A 17,797-nucleotide genomic window follows, 5' to 3' on the forward strand; every position below is an offset into this window, starting at 1 on the left:
CCGCGGCACAGTGGATCGGACCCCGCGGCGCAGTGGGGCTCGCGCGGTGGATCAGGCCCGCGCCGGTGCCGGGCCCTCGCGGCAGATCAGGAGGAGGGCGCGGTCGTCGTTGACGTCCCTGGCCACCGCCTCGATGAGGTGCCAGGCCGCGCCGTGGAAGCCGCCCGCCACATAGCGGTCGGCCTCACCGGTCAGCCGGTCGATGCCCTCGACGATGTCCCGGTCGGAGGTCTCCACCAGGCCGTCGGTGAACAGCATCAGCACGTCGCCGGGGCGCAGCGATCCCTTCACCGGGTCGAACTGGGCGCCGTCGTAGACGCCCAGCAGGGGCCCCTCGGCGGCCTTCTCCTCCCAGCGGCCGCTGCCCGCGCTGAGTTGCAGGCCCGGCGGATGTCCGGCGGAGAAGAGTTCGTAGTCGCCGGAGTCGAGGTCGAGGACCAGGTGGATCGAGGTCGCGAAGCCCTCGTCCCAGTCCTGGCGCAGCAGATAGCCGTTGGCCGCGGGGAGGAAGGAGTGCGGCGGGAGCGACCCGAGGAGGCCGCCGAAGGCTCCCGACAGCAGCAGCGCGCGGGAGCCCGCGTCCATGCCCTTGCCGGAGACGTCGGTGAGGACGACCTCCAGGGTGCGGCCCCCGTTCGTCCGGGCCGCGACCACGAAGTCCCCGGAGAACGACTGGCCGCCGGCCGGACGCAGCGCCATCTCGCGGTGCCAGCCCAGCGGGAGTTTCGGCAGCTTGCTCTGCACCCGGATGCGTTCGCGCAGGTCGAAGAGCATCGTGCCGCCGCGCCGCCAGGGGACGCCCACCCGGCTGCGGAACTGGGCGATCAGCAGACCGAAGAAGCCGCAGGCGGCGACGACGAGGACCACGCCCGGCGTCACCCGGGACGGACCCTCGGTGTACGGGCCCAGTTGCACGGACTCCACTATCAGCGCGGTGGCGGCGGCCGCGTACAGGCCGAGGAGGCTGGCCGGGCGCAGCAGCAGTCCGCCGGCCACGATCGGCAGGACCAGCGCGGCCGGTGAGCACCACACCGAGTTCACCAGCGTCGTGGAGGCGATCACCGGGACCGTGAGCAGCAGGCCGGCCAGCGCGATCCAGTCGGAGCCGTCCCCGCGGAAGTAGTCGACCGCGGATCTGCGCAGCCCTGTGCGGGCCCGGTGCCACTGCTTCTTCAACCGGGCCGTGAACGTATCGGCTTCCGCGCGCCGCTCTCGTCCTGCTGCCATTAGTTCGGGACCCTATCCATCGGACCAGGTGCTTGGCACGGGAGGTCCCACTTGTCCCCCGTCCGAGCGCTGAACTTCACAGAGAACATCACCGCGAGCGGCTCCCGCTTCGGCCGAAATTCCCTCGCTCGTACCGCAATGCCCTGGTAATCATGGGCCATGACGACTGACGTGCGGGTGCTGCGGCGGAGCGAGTGGAACACGTGGTACGAGACCCTGATCCGCGCGTTCAGCGGCGTGCAGGAGGCCACGGAGGAGCGCGAGCTGTGGGACGCGCTCACCGAGTGCGACCGCTCGCTGGGGGTGTGGGAAGAAGAGCGGTGCGTGGGCACCGCGGGCGCCTTCTCCTTCCGGATGACGGTCCCCGGCGGCGCCTCCGTGCCGGCGGCGGGCGTCACGATGGTCAGCGTCGCGGCCACGCACCGGCGGCGCGGGGTGCTGACGGCGATGATGCGGCGCCAGCTCGACGACCTCCACGCCGGGGGCGAACCGCTCGCCGTCCTGACCGCGTCGGAGCCGGACATCTACGGCCGGTTCGGCTACGGCATCGGCACCTTCCAGATCAGGGCCGAGATCGACACCGGCCGGGTACGGCTGTCCGTGCCGCCCGGCACCGATGACGTACGGCTGCGCTACGAGGCGCCCGCCGACGTCCTGGACGCGTGCGAGGCGGTGTACGCGCGGCTCGTGCCGGCCCGTCCGGGCATGCTGGCCCGGCAGCCCGGCTGGGAGCGGCTCGGACTGCTCGACCCGGAGAGCGACCGTGACGGGGCCTCGCCCCTGCAGTGCGTGGTCGCCGAGCGGGACGGCGAGGTCGTCGGCTACACGCGCTTCCGGGTCAAGCCCGCCTGGGGACCGTCCGGCCACGACGGCACGGTGCTGGTGCAGGACGTCGAGGGGCTCGACCCGGCGGCCCGTGCCGCGCTGTGGCGGTTCCTCTTCGGCATCGACCTGACGACCGGGCTGCACACCCGGGGCCGTCCCGTCGACGAGGAGTGGCAGCACATGGTGTCGGACATCCGCCGCTGCGGCCTGCGGGTGAAGGACTCGCTGCACGTGCGGCTCGTCGACGTCGGCGCCGCGCTGGAGGTTCGGACCTATCAGGCGCCGGTGGACGTGGTGTTCGAGGTCGAGGACGCGTTCTGCCCCTGGAACGAGGGGCGTTGGCGGCTCACGGGCGACGCGAAGGGCGCGTCCTGCGTACCCACCGAGGACTCCGCCGATCTCGCCCTGTCCGTACGGGAGTTGGGGGCGGCCTATCTCGGCGGGGTGTCCCTGGTCTCGCTCGGGGCGGCGGGCCGGGTGCGGGAGCTGCGCCAGGGCGCCCTGACGGAGGCGTCCGTCGCGTTCTCCTCGGCGGTCGCGCCCTGGCTGCCGCACGGGTTCTAGGCGCGCTCCCGGCGGGCGCCGTGCCCGCCCGGTCCGGCGCCCGGCCCCGCCGTCAGCGGGTCTGGCAGGTGGGGCACCAGAACAGATTGCGGGCGGCCAGACCGGCGGTGCGGATCTCGCCGCCGCAGATGTGGCAGGGCAGGTCGGCCCTGCGGTACACGTAGACCTCGCCGCCGTGGTCGTCGACGCGCGGCGGGCGGCCCATCGCCTCGGGGGTGTGCTCCGGGCGGACGGTGTCGATGCGGTTGTTGCGGACGCCCTCGCGCATGAGGCCCACGAGGTCGGCCCAGATCGCGCCCCACTCCGCGCCGGTGAGGTCCTTGCCCGCGCGGTAGGGGTCGATGCCGTGCCGGAAGAGGACCTCCGCGCGATAGACGTTGCCCACGCCCGCGACGACCTTCTGGTCCATGAGCAGCGCGGCGACCGTCGTACGGCTGCGGGAGATCCGGCGGTACGCGGCCGCAGGGTCGGCGTCCGGGCGCAGCGGGTCCGGGCCCAGCCGGTCGTGTATCGCCCGCTTCTCGGCGTCGGTGATCAGCGCGCAGGTGGTGGGGCCGCGCAGGTCGACGTACGCGGTCTCGTTGGCCAGGCGGAGGCGGACCGTGTCGGTGGGCGGGGGCGCGGGGGCGTCACCGAAGCCGACCTTGCCGAAGAGGCCGAGGTGGATGTGGACCCAGTCGGTGTCGCGGAAGCCGAGGAACAGGTGCTTGCCGTGGGCCTCGGTACGGGTGAGTTCCGCTCCGGTCAGAAGTTCGGCGGCGTCGGAGAACTTGCCCTGCGGGCTGCTCACCCGGGTGGGCGTGCCGGCGAAACGGTCGGCGTAGTCCTGCGCCAGCCGGTGGATGGTGTGCCCCTCTGGCACGGTGGCCGCGTCCTTTCCTGCCGACCCGGGCTCCGCCCCGGAGCCCGTCTCCCGCCCTGCCGCCTGTCCGGTCGGCGGTGAGGTCACCTCGGACGGGGGGCGCGGGCCCCCCCGTCACGCGTCAGTCCTGCTGCGGGTGGTGGGCCGGGATCGGGGGCAGGTCGCCCGTCGTCTCGTAGACCGACAGCATGTCGATGCGACGGATGTGACGCTCGTCACCGGAGAAGGGGGTGCCGAGGAAGGTCTCGACGAACTTCGTCGCCTCCTCCTGCGTGTGCATGCGGGCGCCGACGGCCACGACGTTGGCGTTGTTGTGCTGGCGGCCGAGGGACGCGGTCTCCTCGCTCCACGCGAGGGCGGCACGGACGCCCTTCACCTTGTTCGCCGCGATCTGCTCGCCGTTGCCGGAGCCGCCGATCACGATGCCGAGGGCCTCGGAGTCCGCGGCCGTGCGCTCCGCGGCACGGAGGCAGAAGGGCGGGTAGTCGTCCTGGGCGTCATAGATGTGGGGCCCGCAGTCCACGGGCTCGTGGCCGGCGGCCTTGAGCCACTCGACGAGGTGGTTCTTGAGTTCGAAGCCGGCATGGTCCGAGCCGAGATACACGCGCATGGTCCGAGTGTGACACGGCCGCACCGGGGCAGCAGAGCCGGGTGTCACCCTTGACCCGGCCGTCATTTTGCACTCGCGACGCTCACCGTCGATCTCCAAAAATATGAGGAAGACCACAGATCCTCAAGTAAACCTCAAGTAACGATTTGGATTCAAAGGTTCACGAATTCCTTTGCCTCCGATTCACTGGGCCGATCCGTACGCCGCTCGTACGGAGCAACGCTCACCCGGCGCAAAGGAAATCCCCTCCATGACCTCGCAGCCGACCCCCACAAAGGCCGCACACGGCCCCGGAGGCCCCGGAGAACCCGGTGGCGGCCTCCAGGCCGGTCTCAAGAACCGTCACCTCTCGATGATCGCCATCGGCGGTGTCATCGGAGCCGGACTCTTCGTCGGCTCCAGCACCGGCATCGCCACCGCAGGACCCGGCATCCTCCTGTCCTACGCCCTCGTCGGCACGCTCGTCGTGCTCGTGATGCGGATGCTCGGAGAGATGTCCGCCGCGAACCCGACCTCGGGCTCCTTCTCGGCACACGCCGACCGCGCCCTCGGGCGCTGGGCCGGCTTCTCGATCGGCTGGCTGTACTGGTTCTTCTGGGTGGTGGTGCTGGCCGTCGAGGCCACCGCCGGCGCCAAGATCCTCGAAGGCTGGATCCCGGCGGTGCCCCAGTGGGGCTGGGCCCTCATCGTGATGGTCGTCCTCACCGCCACCAACCTGGTGTCCGTGGGGTCCTACGGCGAGTTCGAGTTCTGGTTCGCCGGGATCAAGGTCGTGGCGATCGGCGGCTTCATCGTCGTCGGCGCGCTCGCCGTCCTCGGCATCCTTCCGGGCGCCGACAGCGACAAGGCCTCATTCGGCAACCTGACCAACCACGGCGGCTTCCTGCCCAACGGTCCGGGCACGATCCTGACCGGTGTGCTGCTCGTCGTCTTCTCCTTCATGGGCAGCGAGATCGCGACGCTGGCCGCCGGTGAGTCCGAGGACCCGCAGCGCGCGGTCACCAAGTCGACCAACAGCATCATCTGGCGTATCGGCGTCTTCTACCTCGGCTCGATCCTCATCGTCGTCTCCCTGCTGCCCTGGAACGACCCGGCCATCAAGGAGAAGGGCTCCTACGTCGCGGCCCTGGACTCCCTCGGCATCGCGCACGCCGGTCAGATCATGAACTTCATCGTGCTGACCTCGGTGCTGTCCTGTCTCAACTCCGGGCTCTACACGGCCTCCCGCATGGCCTTCTCGCTCGGCCAGCGCGGGGACGCGCCCAAGGCCTTCGCGAAGACCACCTCGCGCGGTGTGCCGACGGCCGCGATCGTCGTCTCCGTCGTCTTCGGCTTCGTCGCCGTCTTCTTCAACTACAAGTTCCCGGACTCGGTCTTCCTCTTCCTGGTGAACTCCTCGGGCGCCGTGGCGCTGTTCGTGTGGCTCGTCATCTGCTTCTCGCAGTTGCGCATGCGGAAGATCATCCAGCGCGAAGCACCCGAGAAGCTCGTCGTGAAGATGTGGCTGTACCCGTACCTGACCTGGGCGACGGCCGCGCTGATCGTCTTCGTCCTCGGCTACATGCTGACCGACACCGAGGGCGAGAGCAGCGGACGGACGACCGTCCTGCTGTCCCTGCTGGTCGCGGCGGTCGTGATCGTGATCGCCGTGGTCAAGGAGAAGGTCCGCGGCAACCGCCCGGCGCCGGCCGTCGAGGCCGAGGCGGACAAGGTGTCCGTCGGCTAGCCCCGTCCCCGTCCCCCGCGGCGAGGGGAGGGAGTCCTGCGGGACTCCCTCCCCTCTCGTGTTCCCGCCGCCCGGCACCCGAGGCATCTCGTGGTCGCGGCCGTCTCGCGGGCGCAGCACCCGGCGTCCCTCGCACCGCGCGTTCGCGGCATCTCGCCCTCACAGCACGGTGAAGCTGTCCTTGACCTTCTCGTACGTCCCGAGGGCCTGCGCCTCGATCCCCGGCTGGTACCAGGTGTTGATCTGGTACGACTTCCCGCTCTCGTCGAAGCCGAGCAGCCGCGCGTGCCAGTGCTCGCCCTTGAGCGTGAACGTGTACTCCCAGACGACCGCGGGACGGCCCTGGAACACCGTCTCCTCCAGGCGGATCTTCCGGTAGTCCCGCCCCTCGCGGGCGTTGCGCTCCGAGGTCTGCCAGGTGTCCATCAGGTCCCCCTTCGCCAGCGACGACTTGGCCGCCAGTTCCTGGGTTCCGTCGGGCGAGGTGTAGTGCACCTCCGAACCCGTCTTCACATCGCGCCGCCAGCCCTTGGGCGTCGCCCACGCGTAGCCGCCCGCCTCCCGGTGCGCTCCCGGAGGGAGGCTGGGCGGACGGGACGTGCCCTCGACGGTGGGCGAGGACGACGTACGGGGCGACGGTCCGCCGCTGCCACCGGCGGTGACGGCCGGGCCGGAGGAACCGGACGCCCCGGTGCGGTCGCCCGAGGGTCCGCCCGACGCGGCGACGACGATCCAGACGACGAGTCCCGCGGCGGCCACCCCGCCGGCGGCGAGCAGTCCGACGCGGCGCCCGCCGCGGCGCGCAGCGCCGGCCGCGCCGGAGCCGGACGGCACCGGAGGGCCGGGGAGTTCGCCCGGCGGCATGCCGCCGGGTGAAAGCGCCGTCGGCAGCGCGGCCTCCGTCACCGCCCGCGCCGACGCCTCGTGGACGCCGACGGAAGGGATCTCCGAGCCGGGCTCCGCACGCAGTTCCGAAGGCACTTCGGTCGACGCGTTCCGGGCCGCGGCGTGGGACGACGGCTCCGGGGCGGGCGTCGGGCCGGGAACGGGGGCCTCGGCGGGCGGACGCGCCGAGGGGGGCTTCGTGAAGTCGAGAGAGCTCTTGCGCGTCGGGGTGCGCCGCACCGGGACCGCGTCGTGCACGGGGGGCGGAGTGGCCTCGGGCAGGTCCGAGGGGTGCTGTCGTGCCGCACGTATCAACTGGGCGTCGAGCAGCGCGGGAGTGGGCCTCTCCCGGGGGATCCACCGTGTCCCTCGGATGTCATGGGTGTCCTGCGTCGGTTCCTCACCCGGCGGCGGGACCGGCCCGGGCGTCGGGGGCACGGCTTCCGGTGCGTCACGGCCAGGCTCGGGCGGGGAGGACGACTCGCCTTTCGGCGGCCCCGGGACCGGCGGGACGGACGGCTCGGACACGGGGTCCGGACCGGACTCGGCGGACGTCTCGGCGGGCACCTCGGCGGCCGGTGCCGGGGCGGGGCCGGCGGACGGCTCGGCAGCGGGCGCCGGGACCCGGCGGGCGGGAGGCTCGGCACCATGCGCCTGGACCGGGCCGGCGGGCGGCTGCTGGGCCTGCCCTGCCGACGGCCCGGACTCGGGCGCCGGATCGGCTTCGGGCTCAGCGTCCGTGTCCGCGTCCGGTACGGAGACCGTGTCCGGTACGGAGACCGCGTCGGGCGCGGGCACGGGATCGACATCGGGCCCGGCCACCAGGGCCGCGTTCGGTTCGGGCACCGGGTCCGTGTCTGCCCCGGGCTCGAAAGCCGCGTCGGACCCGGACACGGAAGCCGTGCCGGGTTCAGGCCCGGAAGCCGCGTCGGGTCCGGGCCCGAAGGTGTCGGGTCCGGCCACGAGCGTCGGGTCGGGCCCGGACACGGCCCCGGGCTCGAAGTCGTACTCGGGCACCGTCTCGAACTCGGGTCCTCGCGCGGTCGTGGACACGGGCCCCGCCCCGGGCCGCTGTCCGCTCCCCGGTGCCGACGCCCGGTCGGGCCCGGATCCGGCCTCCGGCACGGGCGTCGTGCCGGGCACGGGTTCCTCGCGGGACGCGAACTCGGCGTCGTGGTCGGCGTCGTGGCCGACGTCGTACGCGGGCCGCACGATGCGTCCGAGCGCCGCCTCCAGTTCCTCCAGGCCGGGCCGGGCATCCGGTTCCTTGTCCAGGAGGGCGGCCAGCACGTCCCTCAAGTCGTCCGCGGCCGACGGGAGTTCGGGCTCCTCGTACAACACGGCGTGCAGGGTGGCCAAGGTGGTGGACCGGGAGAAGGGGGAGCGTCCGCCGAGGGCCGCGCACAGTGTCGCGCCCAGCGACCAGAGGTCGGACGGCGGTCCCTGGGGCCGGCCGGAGATGCGCTCGGGCGCCATGTAGTCGGGGGAACCGACCAGCATCCCGACCATGGTGAGCGCCTCCGCGTCCTGAAGGGCGGCGATGCCGAAGTCGGTGAGGACGACGCGGCGGTGCCCCTGGTGTTCGACGAGCACGTTGCCCGGTTTGATGTCGCGGTGCAGCACTCCCCCGGCGTGCACCTGGCGAAGGGCCGCCACGAGTTCGAGCCCGATCCGGGCCGCCTCACGCTCGTCGAGCGGCCCGTCCCGCACCACGATCTGTTCGAGGGAGCGCCCGGCGACGAGTTCCATGACGATCCACAGCCGCTCGCCCTCGTCCACCACGTCGTAGATGCGCACCACGTTGGGGTGGTCGATCCGGGCGGTAGCCCTGGCTTCGCGCAGTGTGCGTTCGCGGCGCGTGCGGGTGTCCTCGGCGTCGAGTCCGTCGATGCGCATTTCCTTGACCGCGACCTGCCGGTCGAGCATTTCGTCGGCGGCTCGCCACACCCGCCCCATTCCCCCCTGTCCGATGCTTTCGACCAGGCGATAACGCCCCGTCACCAGTAATCCCGGAACACCGCCCTGAACGTTCGCCGACAATCCCCGCACCCCCTCAACATCAGTCACACCCGCCCGCCACAACGGAAACACAATGGTCACACTTCAGGCCGTACCAGCATAGTGCGGAGAAATCTTGTGGTACCTCTTCAAGTACTGCGAATTCAGGCGCAGCCAAGGGGGACGAACATGAGTTCTCGTCGCACGACGACCATCGCGGGATCGCTGCTCACGGCATCTTTCTCGGCCGTGATGATCCTTTCCTTCACCGCCGTCGCGGACGACCAGGGACCGGGGAGCAGCAAGGGGGGAAAGGAAATCGACAAGGCGCCGGCCGGTGTCAAGATGACGACGCTTCTGCCGGAGAAGATCTCGGTCGACAACAGCACGCAGAAGACGGCGATCACGGCCACGGTAAAGAATGAGGGGACCAAGGAGAGCGGCGAGATCAGGCTTTTGGTGGTCGGATTCGACGGCCTGGAGGTCAAGGGCGTCAAAGGCTGCGACGCCATGGCCGACAAGGATCTGCCCGACGGTTCGAACAGCGGTTTCGTCTGTTCGGTCGGCAGTCTCGCGGCCGGGAAGTCGAAGTCGTACGCCGTGGACGCGACGTTCGACACGAGCAAGACCGGGAAGATCTGCCTTCCGGTCCAGACGAGCGACGGGAAGAAGACGTACTGGCAGCAGGGTCCCGTGCCGTTCGGGACGACGAACCCGTCGCCGAACGCCCCCGCCACCCCGCTGCTGCTCGGCACCGACAACCAGCCGGTGGCGCCCGGCGGCGACCGACTGCCGAAGACGGGACCCGGCGGTGAGGTCGTGCCGTTGGGCATGGCGGGTGCCGCGCTGATCTCCGCGGGAGCGGCGGGACTGTGGTGGGCCCACCGTCCGCGCGGGCGGCAGCAGCAGTCCTGACGTCACGCGGCGGAGACGACGCGGGCCGGGTGCCGGGCACGGCGCCCGGCCCGCGTCGCGCTCCCTCGACATGGCGGCACTCGGCCCGGGTCGTGCTCCCGCGACATGGCGGCACTCGGCCCGCTTTCGCGCCCCGCAAAAGGCGGCACCGGCCCGCGACCCACGCGGCACCCGGTCCGCGTCCGTGCTCCCCGGAACCGGCCGCCCCGGCCCGTCTCGCACGTCTCGCACGTCTCGCACGTCTCGCACGTCTCGCACGTCTCCAGGAAAGCCTGACGGCAGGTGTCAGGTAATGCCGCCAGGGTGGGCCGCATGGACACCGTCGGTACCACCGCAGACCGTGCCCGGCTCGTCCTCCGCCCCGGTGACCCGGGCTACGAGGACGAACTCGCGGGCTTCCAGACCGGTTTCGCGCAGCGCCCCGCCGTCGTCTTCGCCGCCGCGTCGGCCGACGACGTGGCCGCCGCGGTGACGTACGCGGCGTCCCGGGGACTGCCGGTCGGTGTGCAGGCCACCGGGCACGGACTGCCGGCCGCGGCCGAGGGCGGTGTCCTGATCACCACACGGAGGATGGACGGGCTGCGCATCGATCCACAGGCGCGCACCGCCCGGCTCCAGGCGGGCGTCCGCTGGGGCCAGGTCGTCCGGGCCGCGGAGCCGCACGGGCTGGCCCCGCTGAACGGGTCGGCACCGGGCGTGGGCGCCGTCTCGTACACCTTGAGCGGCGGACTCGGCATCCTGGCACGGGAGTTCGGGTACGCGGCCGATCACGTGCGGTCGCTGGAGGTGGTCACGGCCGACGGCCGGCTGCGCCGGGTGACCCGGGAGTCGGACCCCGATCTGTACTGGGCGCTGCTCGGCGGTGGCCACAACTTCGGCGCGGTCACCGAGCTGGAGACCGGCCTGGTGCCGGTGGCCCGGCTGTACGGCGGGTCGGTCGCCTTCGACGCGGCCGTGGTCGACCCGGTGACGGTGCTACGCGCTTACGAGCGCTGGACACGGACCGTGCCGGACGGGCTGACCTCGTCGTTCGCGGCGGTCCCGTACCCGGACGCGGCGGGGCTGCCACCGCATCTGCGGGACCGTCACGTCGTCTCGGTGCGCGTCGCGTACACGGGCACGGCCGTACAGGGGGAGCGCCTGGCGGCCCCGCTGCGGGAGACCGGTCCGGTCCTGGCGGACACGCTGCGGGAGATGCCGTACGGCGAGAGCCACACCATCCACAGCGACCCGGACTTCCCGCACACGTACTACGGCGACAGCGCGGTGCTGCGGGAACTCGACGTCGACGCCGTCGCGGACGTCCTCACCCGCACCGGGCCGGGCGCGTCGGCCATGTGCGTGGTGCAGATCAACCACCTCGGCGGAGCGCTCGCCCGGACCGCGCCGAACTCCGTGCCGCACCGCGACGGGCGTTTCCTCGTACGGCTGCTGGCGATGGCTCAGCGGGAGCAGGCCCGCGGTCTGCTGGACCCCGCGTTCGAGCGCCTCGCACCGTGGACGACCGGGCGGGCGCTCAACTTCGCGTTCGGAGCGGGCGACCGCACCCGAGGGCTGTACGACCCCACGACGCACGAGAGGCTCGCCGGGCTGAAGTCTCAGTACGACCCGGCGAACCTCTTCTGCAGGAACTACGACGTCACCGGCCGGAGCCGGCCGGACGTCACCGCTTGACGAGCTTCCAGGCGGTGGGCAGCACGCCCATCGCCAGGGCGGCCTTGAGGGCGTCACCGATCAGGAACGGGGTGAGGCCCGCCGCGACGGCCGCGCTCGCCGACATGCCGGTGGCGAGGGCCAGGTAGGGCACGCCGATCGCGTAGATGATCGCCTCGCCGAGGAGCATCGTGCCCGCCATGCGCAGCACGGAACGGTCGGCGCCGCGTCGGGCCAGGGCACCCACGACGGTGGAGGCCAGCAGCATGCCGAGGATGTAGCCGAAGGACGGGGCACCCGCACCGGAGCTGCCGCCGGCGAACCAGGGCACACCGGCCATGCCGACGAGCGCGTACACCGCGAGGGACAGGAAGCCGCGGCCGGCGCCGAGCGCCGTGCCCACGAGGAGCGCCGCGAAGGTCTGGCCGGTCACCGGCACCGGGGAGCCCGGCACGGGCACCGAGATCTGGGCGGCGAGCCCGGTGAGCGCGGCACCGCCGATCACCAGGGCGGCATCCCGGACACGGGAGGAGGGCAGCAGATCGGCGAGGACCTCGCCGGGGCGGGAGGTCGTGACGGCAGCGGTGCTCATGGGGACTCCGGCGGGTGCGGGCAGATTCGGGACACGGTGACGCTATCCCAGCGCCCTCGAGCCGATCACCGTCAGCGCTCGACAAAGGCTGGAACGGGGACTTGGTGGGCTCCGGACAAAGAGTGGGGGTTACACCGAGTACGACGTGATACGGGTCACTGAGGTGAAGTGGCCTGGCCTACGAGGACGCTGCGGCCGGCGTCTGTAGGGTCCCGCCAAACGGGCCGGCCGCTCCTCCACGCGCCGTCTCGCCCGTCGGTCGCCGTCTGTGCAGCCGTGGCCCGCTTTGCTAGCTTCGAGCACATGGTTGCCCAGGCCCGGAACTTCTCGTCGCGTCGCCATGTCGACCTGCGACGAGTCGGCACGTCCGCCTGTCGTCCGCGCTAGCGAGGCGGACGGAGCGGATCCGGTGCGCCTCGCTTCACGAGACGGCGCAGTGTCGGACCCGTTCCCGAGGATGATCGCCATGCCCCGTGCCGCGGCACCCACTCTCCCTTCCCCCTCCTACTCCTCCCCCCGCACACCCCGCGCGGCCGACCCGGACCGGCGCCGGACCAGCGCGAGTGTCGTCCTGCGGTCCGTGCTGGAGCACGGACCGGTGGCGCGCAGCACCATCGCCCGGCTGACCGGGCTGTCACCGGCGTCGGTGACGGACTACTGCGCCCGGTTCACCGAGCGCGGCCTGATCCGTGAGGCGGCGGCGCCCCGGAGGTCGAACGGGGTGGGCCGCCCGCACGTCCCCGTCGACCTGGACGACTCACGGCTCGTGGTCGGCGGGGTGCACGTCGCCGTGCCGTACACCACGGTGGCACTGCTCGATCTGCGCGGCCGGGTGCTCGCCCGGCGCGAGTTGAAGCACGAGCGCACCGATCCGGGGGCCGTGCTGGCGCGGGCCGCCGACGCGCTCGGAGCACTGCTGGCGGGTGCCTCCGGCTGCCGGCCCCTCGGCGTCGGCGTGGCCGTCGGCGGCTGGGTGGACCGGGAGTCCGGGACCGTCGTGGAGCACCCGTTGCTGGGCTGGCGTGACGTGCCGGTGCGGGAGGTGCTCGGCGAGCGCACCGGTCTGCCGGTCCATGTGGACGGGCACGCGCGGGCGCTGGTCAACGGGGAGCGGCTGTTCGGGCTGGCGCGGGGCAGCGGGAGCGTGCTGCACCTGTTCGTCGGCAACGTGGTCGACGCGGCGTTCGCCACCAACGACGAGGTGCACCACGGGCCGCGCTCGCAGGCGGGCGCCATCTCCCATCTGCCGGTGCCGGGCGGCACGGAGCCGTGCGACTGCGGGCGGTCCGGCTGCCTCCAGGCCGAGTTGAGCGAGCGCACGCTGTGCCGGCGGGCGCGGGAGGCGGGGGTCGTCGAAGGGGCGAACCCCCTGCACGTGGTCACGGCGGCGGCCGCTGGCGACCGTGCGGCCGTGCGGCTGCTGGTGGAGCGGGCCGGTGCCGTCGGAAGGGCGGTGCGACTGCTGCTCGACGTGCTCAATCCCGAGACGGTGGTCGTGACGGAGATCGGGGTCATCCACCGGGAGGACTGCCTCGACGCACTGCGCGAGGCGGTCGGCGACGAACGCGCGGCGTCCGTCGTGCCGACGAGTTTCGCGGATTCCGTCCTTGCCGTGGCGGGCGGTTCGGTGGCTCTGGACGTGCTGTACCGGGATCCGCTGGCCGCGTCACCTGAGGCTATTTAATTCAGAAACTCCGAATGTTGACAGGGACCGTCGATGACCAGGAACATCCTGCTCATGAGCCTGTTCGTGAGCTGTCGCACCCTTTGTTGCTGACACGTTGCCGCGTGTGAAGCGCTCATTTCCTCCTGCGTGAATTCTTTTTGCACGGCCTTCTGCGGCCCGGAATTCCGCATGCGCATCCTCCCCTGATCCACCCTTTGCCCTGCCCTATGAACTCGCGGAGTCCTTCCATGCCTTCTTCCCCCGTGTCGGGTGTCGACCGACGGCTCTTCCTCACGTCCCTGCTCGGTGCCGCGGCCGGTGTCGCCGGGCTCAGCGGCTGCGCCCAGGACAGCGCGGCCGCCGCGGGCAAGGGCGCCTCCACGGCCCCGCTCGCCGACAAGGTCCCGGCCGGGACGAGCCTGAAGATCGCCTCCTATCAGAACGTGCAGCAACTCCAGTTCAAGCTGGCCGAGCTGGGCGAGTTGCCCTTCACGGTGTCGAGCTGGGTGAACACCGGCGCCGGCCCCGATGTCATCAACGCCTTCCGCGCCAAATCCCTGGAGGTCGCCAACAACGCGGGCATTCCGCCGATCCAGGCGCACTACCAGGGCTTCGACGCGAAGATCGTCGCGATCAACGTCACCCGCAAGCCCAACTACCTCTTCGCCACGAAGCCCGGCAGCGACATCCGGACGGTCGCCGACTTCAAGGGGCGCAAGCTGGCCTTCTCGCAGGGCCAGGCGCAGGGTGTCGTCCTCCTGCGGGCGCTCAAGAAGGCCGGGCTGAAGTACGACGACGTGAGGCTCGTCCCGCTGACCAGCAACCAGTTCCTGACGGCCCTCCAGTCGGGGCAGGTGGACGTCGCCCCGCTCGCGAACAGCCAGGCGCCCGGCTATCTGCAGCAGTACAAGTCCAAGGGCGCCCGCACCATCCCCACGGACGTCGTCGACCTGCTCAACCTGCTGTGGGCGCCGACCTCCGTGCTGAACGACTCCGCGAAGGCGGCGGCGGTCGCCGCGTACATCCCGTACTGGGCCAAGGGCCAGGTCTGGACGTACGAGCACCCCGACGTCTGGAACGAGGAGTTCTACGTCAAGACGCAGAACCTGAGCCTCGCGCAGGCCCGGGGGATCACCGCACTCGCCAACAAGCCTCTGTTCCCGCCGAGCTGGGACGAGGCCGTCAAGTGGGAGCAGGAGACGGCCGACCTGCTGGCGGAGGGCGGCTTCGTGAAGAAGTTCGACGTCTCCTCGCTCTTCGACCACCGCTTCGAGGGCATCGCCGCCGAGTCCGTGGCCGCCGAGTACCGGAGGTGAGCGCCGTGACCACGACCACGACCGCGAGTACGGCTACCAGTACGAGCGCGGCCGGCACCGCACCGGAGAAGGACCGGGTGGAGAGCCACGGGGCACGGCGGCGGCGCCGCGGTCTGTCCCCCGGCAGGAGTCTGCCCGCCTCCCGGCTCATCGGGCCCGCCGTGCTCCTCGCCCTGTGGGCCGGGGCCTCCGCCGCCGGACGGCTCGACCCCGGTGCGATCCCGGCTCCCTGGACCGTGCTGAGGACCGCCGGTCATCTGTGGACCGCCGGGACCCTGCCCACCGACATCCTGACCTCGCTGGAGCGCGCCGCGTACGGCTTCGCCATCGGCCTCACCGCCGGCGTCGTGCTGGCGCTGGCCTCCGGACTCAGCCGGATCGGCGAGGCGCTGATCGACGGGACGGTGAACCTGAACCGGGCGATCCCGACCCTCGGCCTCATCCCGCTGTTCATCCTGTGGCTGGGCATCGGCGAGAGCTTCAAGATCGCGATCATCGCGATCGTCGTCTACATCCCGATCTACCTCAACACGCATGCGGCACTGTCCGGCATCGACAGCCGTTTCGTCGAACTCGCCGAGGTGCAGGGCCTGTCGAGGTGGGCCTTCATCCGCCAGATCGTCGTCCCGGGCGCCCTGCCGGGATTCTTCGTGGGGCTCCGGCTCGGCGTGACGGGCTCCTGGCTGGGCCTGGTGGTGCTGGAGCAGATCAATGCCACCAGCGGGCTCGGCTACATGATGTTCCAGGCCCAGAACTACGGCCAGTCCGACGTCATCCTCGTCGGCCTGCTGGTCTACGGCGTCTTCGGCCTGGTCTCCGACAGCACGGTCCGTCTCATCGAACGGAGGGTGCTGTCATGGCGCCGGACACTGAGCAGCTGACCCGGCCCGCCGTCCGACTGAGCGGCCTGACCCGGTCGTTCGCGGGCCGCACGGTTCTCGACGCCATCGACCTGGACCTCCCGGCCGGACAGTTCACGGCCCTCCTCGGGCACAGCGGGTCCGGCAAGAGCACCCTGCTGCGGGCCATCGCCGGCCTCGACCACGACGTCACCGGAAGCGGCCGGCTCACCGCGCCGGGGAGGGTGTCCGTCGTCTTCCAGGACTCACGGCTGCTGCCCTGGCGGCGCGTTCTCGACAACGTGCTGCTCGGCACGGACGGCAAGGACGCCGCCGCGAAGGGCCGCTCGGCCCTCGCCGAGGTGGGGCTCGCGGGCCGCGAACGGGCCTGGCCCAACGAGCTGTCCGGCGGCGAGGCCCAGCGGGCCGCCCTGGCCCGCTCCCTGGTCCGTGAGCCCGAACTCCTGCTGGCCGACGAGCCGTTCGGCGCGCTGGACGCCCTCACCCGGATCAAGATGCACAACCTGCTGCGCGAGCTGTGGGAGCGCCACCGGCCCTCCGTCCTGCTCGTCACCCACGACGTGGACGAGGCGATCGTGCTCGCCGACCGCGTACTCGTCCTCGACCAGGGCCGTATCGGCCTCGACCTGACCATCGACCGACCACACCCGCGCTCCTACCGGGACCCGCTGCTCGGCGAGTACCGGGAGCGGCTGCTCGCCGCCCTGGGCGTGACGGAGGACCACGCATGACCCGGCACCTGCACCTGAACGCGTTCCTGATGAGCACCGGTCACCACGAGGCGTCCTGGCGGCTCCCCGAGAGCGACCCGTACGCGCACGTCGACCTCTCCCACTACGTCCGCCTCGCCCGTACCGCCGAACGCGGCACCTTCGACTCCCTGTTCCTCGCCGACGGGCCCCAGTTGTGGAGCAGCGTGGGCCAGCGTCCCGCGGGCGCGCTGGAACCGCTCACCCTGCTCACCGCGCTGGCGACGGCCACCGAACACATCGGGCTGATCGCCACCGCCTCCACCTCGTACAACTCGCCGTACAACCTGGCCCGCAAGTTCGCCTCGCTGGACATCATCAGCGGCGGCCGGGCGGGCTGGAACATCGTCACCACCGCGGGCGCGGAGGCCGCCCGCAACTTCGGTCTGGACGCCGAGCCCGCCCACGCCGACCGCTACGCCCGCGCCGCCGAGTTCCTCGACGTGGCGCTCAAGCTCTGGGACAGCTGGGAGGACGACGCGATCGTCGCCGACAAGGCGGCCGGCGTCTGGGGCGACGACGCGAAGATCCACCCGCCCCGGCACAGGGGGACGTACTTCAGTGTCGAGGGCGCCCTCAACGTGCCGCGCTCCCCGCAGGGTTACCCGCTGCTCGTGCAGGCGGGCTCCTCCGAGGACGGCAAGCGGTTCGCCGCCCGTCACGCGGAGGCGGTGTTCACCGCCCAGCAGACCGTCGAGGACGCCCGGGCCTTCTACGCCGACCTGAAGTCCCGCACCGCGCGGGAGGGCAGGAACCCCGACCACATCAAGGTGCTGCCCGGCATCGTCCCGGTCATCGGCTCCACCGAGGCCGAGGCACGGGCCCACGAGCAGGAGCTGGAGGACCACATCGTGCACACGCACGGGGTGGCGCACCTGGAGCGGCTGCTCCATCTGGAGCCCGGTGCCCTCGACCTCGACGGGCCGCTGCCCGACGATCTGCCGCCGGAGAGCGCGATCGAGGGGGCCAAGAGCCGGTACACGCTGATCGTGCGGCTGGCCCGGCGCGAAGGGCTCACCGTCCGGCAGCTCATCGGCAGGCTCGGCGGCGGTCGCGGGCACCTCACCTTCACCGGCACGCCCGAGCAGGTCGCCGACGCCGTCGAGACATGGTTCACCCAGGGCGCCGCCGACGGCTTCAACATCATGCCGCCGGTCCTGCCGTCCGGCCTGGACGCCTTCGTCGACCACGTCGTGCCCCTGCTGCGCGCCCGCGGGCTGCTCCGCACGGAGTACGGCCCGCGCCAGACGCTCCGGGAGCGCTACGGCCTCCCCCGCCCCGCCAACCAGCACGTCACCGAGCTCCCGGCTGCGCTCCCGCAGCCCTCGTCCGCCCTCGTCTGAAAGGAC

14 protein-coding genes are annotated in these 17,797 nt (G+C 71.8%); 9 read left to right on the forward strand and 5 right to left on the reverse strand.

The features are described from left to right. Positions 1 to 51: 51 nt before the first annotated feature. Positions 52 to 1,227 (reverse strand): PP2C family protein-serine/threonine phosphatase, encoded by a 1,176-nt coding sequence (locus ACSYGO_RS18230; RefSeq protein ID WP_426682415.1) that lies wholly within the window; start codon positions 1,225 to 1,227, stop codon positions 52 to 54. A 159-nt stretch (positions 1,228 to 1,386) separates the two neighbouring features. Here ACSYGO_RS18230 and ACSYGO_RS18235 point away from each other — a divergent pair, with 159 nt between their 5' ends. Next, positions 1,387 to 2,616, forward strand: a complete 1,230-nt coding sequence (locus ACSYGO_RS18235) for a GNAT family N-acetyltransferase (RefSeq protein ID WP_460387069.1) — start codon at positions 1,387 to 1,389, stop codon at positions 2,614 to 2,616. A gap of 52 nt (positions 2,617 to 2,668) precedes the next feature. Here ACSYGO_RS18235 and ACSYGO_RS18240 read toward each other — a convergent pair whose 3' ends face one another. Both ACSYGO_RS18240 and ACSYGO_RS18245 read right to left on the reverse strand, forming a co-directional pair. Continuing rightward, positions 2,669 to 3,478, reverse strand: coding sequence for an Fpg/Nei family DNA glycosylase (locus ACSYGO_RS18240; RefSeq protein WP_460387070.1), 810 nt, complete (start codon positions 3,476 to 3,478; stop codon positions 2,669 to 2,671). A gap of 121 nt (positions 3,479 to 3,599) precedes the next feature. Next, positions 3,600 to 4,088: a ribose-5-phosphate isomerase gene (locus ACSYGO_RS18245; RefSeq protein ID WP_028802645.1), complete on the reverse strand. Its 489-nt coding sequence runs from the start codon at positions 4,086 to 4,088 to the stop codon at positions 3,600 to 3,602. 250 nt (positions 4,089 to 4,338) lie between these two features. Here ACSYGO_RS18245 and ACSYGO_RS18250 point away from each other — a divergent pair, with 250 nt between their 5' ends. Continuing rightward, positions 4,339 to 5,814, forward strand: coding sequence for an amino acid permease (locus tag ACSYGO_RS18250; RefSeq protein WP_426682418.1), 1,476 nt, complete (start codon positions 4,339 to 4,341; stop codon positions 5,812 to 5,814). Positions 5,815 to 5,973: 159 nt separating this feature from the next. On the opposite strand, the gene ACSYGO_RS18255 is transcribed toward ACSYGO_RS18250, so the two are convergent. Then, positions 5,974 to 8,655, reverse strand: coding sequence for a serine/threonine-protein kinase (locus tag ACSYGO_RS18255; protein ID WP_460389731.1), 2,682 nt, complete (start codon positions 8,653 to 8,655; stop codon positions 5,974 to 5,976). A gap of 231 nt (positions 8,656 to 8,886) precedes the next feature. Between ACSYGO_RS18255 and ACSYGO_RS18260 the strand changes: the two genes are divergently transcribed. Then, the gene (locus ACSYGO_RS18260; RefSeq protein ID WP_432174919.1) at positions 8,887 to 9,612 is read left to right on the forward strand and encodes a hypothetical protein; all 726 of its coding nucleotides are present in this window, start codon (positions 8,887 to 8,889) and stop codon (positions 9,610 to 9,612) included. A gap of 312 nt (positions 9,613 to 9,924) precedes the next feature. Continuing rightward, positions 9,925 to 11,286, forward strand: coding sequence for an FAD-binding oxidoreductase (locus tag ACSYGO_RS18265; protein WP_460387071.1), 1,362 nt, complete (start codon positions 9,925 to 9,927; stop codon positions 11,284 to 11,286). Here ACSYGO_RS18265 and ACSYGO_RS18270 read toward each other — a convergent pair. After that, positions 11,276 to 11,857 (reverse strand): biotin transporter BioY, encoded by a 582-nt coding sequence (locus ACSYGO_RS18270; protein ID WP_426682422.1) that lies wholly within the window; start codon positions 11,855 to 11,857, stop codon positions 11,276 to 11,278. The genes ACSYGO_RS18265 and ACSYGO_RS18270 overlap by 11 nt on opposite strands. Positions 11,858 to 12,323: 466 nt before the next feature. Here ACSYGO_RS18270 and ACSYGO_RS18275 point away from each other — a divergent pair, with 466 nt between their 5' ends. From ACSYGO_RS18275 to ACSYGO_RS18295, 5 genes are all read left to right on the forward strand, one after another. Beyond that, positions 12,324 to 13,541: an ROK family protein gene (locus tag ACSYGO_RS18275; RefSeq protein WP_432186115.1), complete on the forward strand. Its 1,218-nt coding sequence runs from the start codon at positions 12,324 to 12,326 to the stop codon at positions 13,539 to 13,541. A 230-nt stretch (positions 13,542 to 13,771) separates the two neighbouring features. Continuing rightward, complete coding sequence (locus ACSYGO_RS18280; protein WP_460387072.1) at positions 13,772 to 14,839, forward strand: ABC transporter substrate-binding protein; 1,068 nt, start codon at positions 13,772 to 13,774, stop codon at positions 14,837 to 14,839. Between the two features lie 5 nt (positions 14,840 to 14,844). After that, positions 14,845 to 15,720 carry an ABC transporter permease gene (locus ACSYGO_RS18285; RefSeq protein ID WP_460387073.1) on the forward strand — a complete coding sequence of 292 codons (876 nt, stop codon included), beginning with the start codon at positions 14,845 to 14,847 and terminating at the stop codon, positions 15,718 to 15,720. Beyond that, a complete protein-coding gene (locus ACSYGO_RS18290; RefSeq protein ID WP_426682426.1) occupies positions 15,696 to 16,430 on the forward strand; it encodes an ABC transporter ATP-binding protein in 735 nt (244 codons plus the stop codon). The genes ACSYGO_RS18285 and ACSYGO_RS18290 overlap by 25 nt, the downstream gene beginning before the upstream one ends. After that, positions 16,427 to 17,791 (forward strand): LLM class flavin-dependent oxidoreductase, encoded by a 1,365-nt coding sequence (locus ACSYGO_RS18295; protein ID WP_426682427.1) that lies wholly within the window; start codon positions 16,427 to 16,429, stop codon positions 17,789 to 17,791. Before ACSYGO_RS18290 ends, ACSYGO_RS18295 begins: the two co-directional genes overlap by 4 nt. Positions 17,792 to 17,797: the final 6 nt, after the last annotated feature.

Source organism: Streptomyces krungchingensis (assembly GCF_054729265.1).

Excerpts from the sequence above, each read along its gene's own strand:
- ACSYGO_RS18230 (WP_426682415.1), bottom strand. The coding sequence starts at position 1,227 with ATGGCAGCAGGACGAGAGCGGCGCGCGGAAGCCGATACGTTCACGGCC.
- ACSYGO_RS18235 (WP_460387069.1), top strand. The coding sequence starts at position 1,387 with ATGACGACTGACGTGCGGGTGCTGCGGCGGAGCGAGTGGAACACGTGG.
- ACSYGO_RS18245 (WP_028802645.1), bottom strand. The coding sequence starts at position 4,088 with ATGCGCGTGTATCTCGGCTCGGACCATGCCGGCTTCGAACTCAAGAAC.
- ACSYGO_RS18250 (WP_426682418.1), top strand. The coding sequence starts at position 4,339 with ATGACCTCGCAGCCGACCCCCACAAAGGCCGCACACGGCCCCGGAGGC.
- ACSYGO_RS18255 (WP_460389731.1), bottom strand. The coding sequence starts at position 8,655 with ATGGGGCGGGTGTGGCGAGCCGCCGACGAAATGCTCGACCGGCAGGTC.
- ACSYGO_RS18260 (WP_432174919.1), top strand. The coding sequence starts at position 8,887 with ATGAGTTCTCGTCGCACGACGACCATCGCGGGATCGCTGCTCACGGCA.
- ACSYGO_RS18265 (WP_460387071.1), top strand. The coding sequence starts at position 9,925 with ATGGACACCGTCGGTACCACCGCAGACCGTGCCCGGCTCGTCCTCCGC.
- ACSYGO_RS18270 (WP_426682422.1), bottom strand. The coding sequence starts at position 11,857 with ATGAGCACCGCTGCCGTCACGACCTCCCGCCCCGGCGAGGTCCTCGCC.
- ACSYGO_RS18275 (WP_432186115.1), top strand. The coding sequence starts at position 12,324 with ATGCCCCGTGCCGCGGCACCCACTCTCCCTTCCCCCTCCTACTCCTCC.
- ACSYGO_RS18280 (WP_460387072.1), top strand. The coding sequence starts at position 13,772 with ATGCCTTCTTCCCCCGTGTCGGGTGTCGACCGACGGCTCTTCCTCACG.
- ACSYGO_RS18290 (WP_426682426.1), top strand. The coding sequence starts at position 15,696 with ATGGCGCCGGACACTGAGCAGCTGACCCGGCCCGCCGTCCGACTGAGC.
- ACSYGO_RS18295 (WP_426682427.1), top strand. The coding sequence starts at position 16,427 with ATGACCCGGCACCTGCACCTGAACGCGTTCCTGATGAGCACCGGTCAC.